Here is a 4,428-nt window from a genome sequence, read left to right on the forward strand (position 1 = left end):
AGCTGGCGGTGGCCGAGCGGGCGCTGTGCCGGCTCGCCGGGGATCTCGGCGCGCAACTGCGCCGGCTGGACGGCGAGCACCTGAGCGGGCTGGCGGCCACCCTGCCGCTGGCGGTCGCCCGGGCGGCCGCGCCCCCGGCCGGGCCCGAGCTGGCCGCCCTTGAGCTGGCCCTCGGCGAGTCCGGGTTGATGGTGGGCGCCAACCGGCACGGCGGCGCCGTGACCGTACGCCTGTTCCGCCCCACGACGACCCGGCTGCTGCTGGTCGGCGGGGTACGCGCGGCCCAGCTGCTGACCCTCCGGGCGCTGGCGCTCGGTGCCCGGGTGGCGGTGCAGACGACCCGGCCCCGGGTCTGGGAGCCGTTCGTCCGGGGGGTCGGCGCACCGGGCGGCGCCGTGCCGCTGGTCCCACCGGGGCGGCCGGTCGGCGGCGCGCCCGGCTCGCCGCTGCAACCGTTGCTGCTGGTGGTCGACGCCGGCCCGGTGCCGCCGGTGATCGGTCCGGCGGCGGCCTGGCAGTCGGTGCTGGTGGTCCGCGACGAGCTGACCCCGGCCGACACGGCCGCGCTGGCCCGCGCCGACCTGGCGATCCTGCAACCGCTCGACCCCGGCGAGGCGGCGCTGGCCGGTGCGGCGCTCGGCCTGGGCGGGTCGGCGGAGTGGCTGACCCGGATCCGGGACGACATGGTGGCGGTGGTGAACCGGCGGGCGCTGCGCTGGGCGCTGCTCTCGCCGACGCCGATCGAGTCGCAACTGGTCGGTCGCCCGGCCCGCCACTGAGCCGGCACGGGTTTCGCGAGTCGACGCGGCGTGGCACGATCCCGGCCATGGATTTTCTGAAGGGTCTTCTGATCCGGCTGGCCTCGACGGCGGTGGCCTTCTGGTTGGCCACGCTGCTCATCCCCGGCATCACACTGGACTCGGATTCGGCCACCGAGACGGTGACCACGCTGGTCCTCGTCGCGGTGATCTTCGGCGTGGTCAACGCGGTGCTCCAGCCGATCATCAAGACCGTCGGCTGCGGCTTCTACCTGTTGACCCTCGGCCTGATCGCGCTGGTGGTCAACGGCCTGCTCTTCCTGCTCACCAGCTGGATCGCTGGTGAGGCGGGGCTGCCGTTCCACGTGGACGGCTTCTGGCCGGCCGCGGTGCTGGGCGCGCTCTTCGTCGGCATCGTCACCTGGATCCTCGGCGCTGTCCTCGACCGCGACTGAGCCCGCACCGCCCGTCGGTTCCCGCCCGCCGGCCAAGGCCAGTGGGCGGGAATTGGCTGGCGAGGCCGGGTCGGGCCGCAACTAGGGTCGAAGGGTGTTCACCCTGACCCGCCATGACGGCTACCTGCTCAGCACCGATCCGGACCGGCTCGACCTGGACCGGGTGCACCACTGGCTCTCCACCGACGCCTACTGGGCCCTCGGGCGGGACCGGGACACGGTGGGGCGGGCCTTCGCCGGGTCGATCGGCTTCGGCGTCTACCGGCCCGGGGACGGGCGGCAGGTCGCGGTGGCGCGGGTGGTCACCGACCGGGCGACCTTCGCCTGGCTCTGCGACGTCTACGTCGACCAGGCCGAGCGGGGCCGGGGGCTGGGCACCTGGCTGGCCGGCGCGGCCCGCGACCACCTGGCCGAGTGGGGCGTACGCCGGATCGTGCTGGCCACCAACGACGCGCACGGGGTCTACGCGAAGGTCGGCTTCACGCCGGTCGAGCCGGGCCGCTGGATGGAGTACGACCAGCGGGTGACCCAGCTCACCGGAAAGGAGCAGAGCGCCGGTTCACCACTTACGGTGGAGGCGTGAACCAGACCCGTCTCGGCTACCTCTACGGCTTCGGCGCGTACCTGCTCTGGGGTTTCTTCCCGATCTACCTGAAGCTGCTCCGCCCGGCCGGGCCGGTGGAGATCCTCGCGCACCGGATCGTCTGGTCGGTGGTCTTCGTGGCGCTGCTGCTGGCCGCCATGCGCAACATCGGCTTCCTGCGGGCGCTGGCCCGGCGACCCCGGGCGCTGGCCGCCATCGCGGCCGCCGCCGCGCTCATCGCGGTCAACTGGGGCACCTTCATCTACGGGGTGAACTCCGACCGGGTGGTGGAGACCGCCCTCGGCTACTTCATCAACCCGCTGGTCGTGGTGCTGATCGGGGTCTTCGTGCTGCGCGAGCGGCTGCGCCCGGCGCAGTGGGCGGCGCTCGGCGTGGGTGGTCTCGCGGTGGCGGTGCTGACCGTCGACTACGGCCGGCTGCCCTGGCTGGCCCTCGTGCTGGCCTTCAGCTTCGCCGGGTACGGCCTGGTCAAGAAGCGGCTCGGGCTGCCCGCCGCGGAGGGGCTCTTCGTCGAGTCGGCGGTGCTGGCCCTCCCCGCCCTGGCCTACCTCGGCTGGCTCGGCCGGCAGGGCGAGGCCACGTTCGGCCACGGCTCCGCCGGGCACACCGCGCTGCTGGTGCTGGCCGGCGCGGCCACGGCGATCCCGCTGCTGCTCTTCGCCGGGGCGGCCAACCGGCTGCCGCTGACCGGGTTGGGCATGTTGCAGTACCTCGCGCCGATCCTCCAGCTCGGCTGCGGCGTGCTGGTCTTCCACGAGCCGATGCCGCCGGCCCGGCTGGCCGGGTTCGCCCTGGTCTGGCTCGCCCTCGTGGTGTTCACCGCGGACGCCCTCCGGCACACCCGCCGGACCCGCGCCGCGGCGCGGGCGGCCGCCACCCCGGTGCCCGCCGGGGCCCGCTGACCGCGCCTCAGCGGGCGTCGTAGGCGAGGACCGGGGTGCCGTCGGCGCGAACCAGTTCGAGGCGGACCAGCTCGCCGTGGGTGAAGTGGGTGGCGCCGACCACCCGGACGTTGTCGCCGGGGGCGGCCAGCCAGGTGCCGACCTGCTCCGTCGCGCCGTCCGGGCCGTGCGCCACCAGCCGGAAGGTGTACGCCTCACGGTGACCGGCGCGCTGCTCGTACCCGCAGCGCATGGTGACCTCGGTTCCCCACCTCTTGTCGGTCAGGCCGACCTCGGCGTGCAGCGGCACCGGGCCGGCGACCGGCCGCATGGCCGTCATGGGCACCTGTGCCGTGGCGCTCGCCGTCGCGGTCGCCGTCGGGGGCGGGGCGGCCGGCGGGCGGACCAGGGACACCCCGACGCCGGCCAGCACGGCGAGCACGGCCGCGGCGAGCGCGGTCAGCGCGTACCGTCGCCGGGACCGGGACCGCTCGCGGCGCCGGCGCTCCCGCGCGGCGTCGAGCAGCGCGGGCACCCGGGAGCTCTCCGTGGCGGACGGCAGGAACTGCTCCAGCCCGGCCGGGTCGAGCCGGCCCAGCAGGCCGGGCAGCACGGCGATCTCGGCGACCGCGTCGCGGCAGGACGCGCAGCCGGCCAGGTGCCGCTCGTAGGCCGCCCGGTCGGCGGGGGCGAGAGCGCCCAGCACGTACGCGCCGTCGTCGTGCGCGAACTCGCAGCGGGTCATCCGGTCACCCCCATCTCGGCCAGCGCCAACCGTAGTGAACGCAGCGCGTAGTGCGTCCGGGACTTCACCGTGCCCGGCGGCACCCCGAGCCGGGCGGCCGCCTCCGCTACCGACCGCCCCTGGTAGAAGCACTCCACGAGCACCTCCCGGTGGGTCGGGCTGAGCCGGTTAAGCGCTTCGGCCACGGTCCACGCCTCCACCGCGCGCTCCGTCTCGTCGACCGTCTCGGCGGGTTCGGGCAGTTCGTCGGTGTAGACCTCGCCGACGCGGGTGGACCGCCGGCGCCAGGCGTCGATGGCCAGGTTCCGCGCGGTGGTGAAGAGCCAGGCGCGGACCGAGCCGCGCCCCGGGTCCAGCGACTCGGGATGCCGCCAGGCCCGGAGCAGGGTCTCCTGCACCAGGTCCTCGGCGCGCGAGCGGTCGCCGTTGACCAGCCGGAGGGCGTGCGCGAAGAGCGGTCGGCATGCTCGTCGTGCAGCGCGCGCAGCAGTCGGGCGTCATGGTCACTGATGGCGGTACCTCGCTTCCGGCGGCGGGGAGACCGGCGATGCGTTCGCCCCTTGATACGTGCCGTGACGCCGAACGGTTCAGCCGCAGGTCACACGGTAGCTGTTCACGTCCGGTTCACGTGCCCGCCGGTGACCGCTCACCGGGCCCTGGCAGCGTCCGGCCCGTACGCGCGACCGGGTGATCCGGGCGCGCCTCCGACGTCCGATCAGGAGGCTCCACCCCATGAGCGACCGACCTCGGCTGCTCCCGCTGCTGGGCGCCACCCGCCACGGCGCACGGGACGCCATGACCTGCCAGTACCGGTGCGGCAACGCCTGCGACCACCCGGTGCCGAACCGCTCCGACAACCCGTACTTCGGGGACCTGGTCGACGCCGAGGTCTCCCGGCGCGGCGTGGTGCGGGCCGGCGCAGCGGGCGCCCTCGTGCTCGGCTTCGGCGGCGCCGTGGCCGGTGCCCTCGCCGGCGCGGCCCCGG

4 protein-coding genes and 3 pseudogenes are annotated in these 4,428 nt (G+C 75.1%); 5 read left to right on the forward strand and 2 right to left on the reverse strand.

The genetic code is table 11. The annotated features are described in order from the left end of the window. The 4 genes and pseudogenes from B0E53_RS33340 to rarD all read left to right on the forward strand — a co-directional run. Positions 1-779: pseudogene (locus B0E53_RS33340) on the forward strand (type VII secretion protein EccE); the annotation flags it as partial. 47 nt (positions 780-826) lie between these two features. Beyond that, entirely contained in the window at positions 827-1,213 is a 387-nt protein-coding gene (locus B0E53_RS33345) for a phage holin family protein (RefSeq protein WP_107079578.1), read from the forward strand. Positions 1,214-1,307: 94 nt separating this feature from the next. After that, on the forward strand, positions 1,308-1,796 hold the full coding sequence (locus tag B0E53_RS33350) for a GNAT family N-acetyltransferase (protein WP_107079579.1): 489 nt from the start codon (positions 1,308-1,310) through the stop codon (positions 1,794-1,796). Beyond that, positions 1,793-2,719 (forward strand): EamA family transporter RarD, encoded by a 927-nt coding sequence (rarD, locus tag B0E53_RS33355; RefSeq protein ID WP_107079580.1) that lies wholly within the window; start codon positions 1,793-1,795, stop codon positions 2,717-2,719. Before B0E53_RS33350 ends, rarD begins: the two co-directional genes overlap by 4 nt. 7 nt (positions 2,720-2,726) lie before the next feature. On the opposite strand, the gene B0E53_RS33360 is transcribed toward rarD, so the two are convergent. Then, positions 2,727-3,443: a zf-HC2 domain-containing protein gene (locus tag B0E53_RS33360; RefSeq protein WP_107079581.1), complete on the reverse strand. Its 717-nt coding sequence runs from the start codon at positions 3,441-3,443 to the stop codon at positions 2,727-2,729. After that, a pseudogene (locus B0E53_RS33365) lies at positions 3,440-3,933 on the reverse strand (sigma-70 family RNA polymerase sigma factor). The gene B0E53_RS33360 and the pseudogene B0E53_RS33365 overlap by 4 nt, the downstream one beginning before the upstream one ends. A gap of 242 nt (positions 3,934-4,175) precedes the next feature. Between B0E53_RS33365 and B0E53_RS33370 the strand changes: the two are divergent. Continuing rightward, a pseudogene (locus B0E53_RS33370) lies at positions 4,176-4,428 on the forward strand (phosphatase); the annotation flags it as partial.

The organism is Micromonospora sp. MH33, assembly GCF_003013775.1.
Lineage (GTDB): Bacteria > Actinomycetota > Actinomycetes > Mycobacteriales > Micromonosporaceae > Micromonospora > Micromonospora fulviviridis.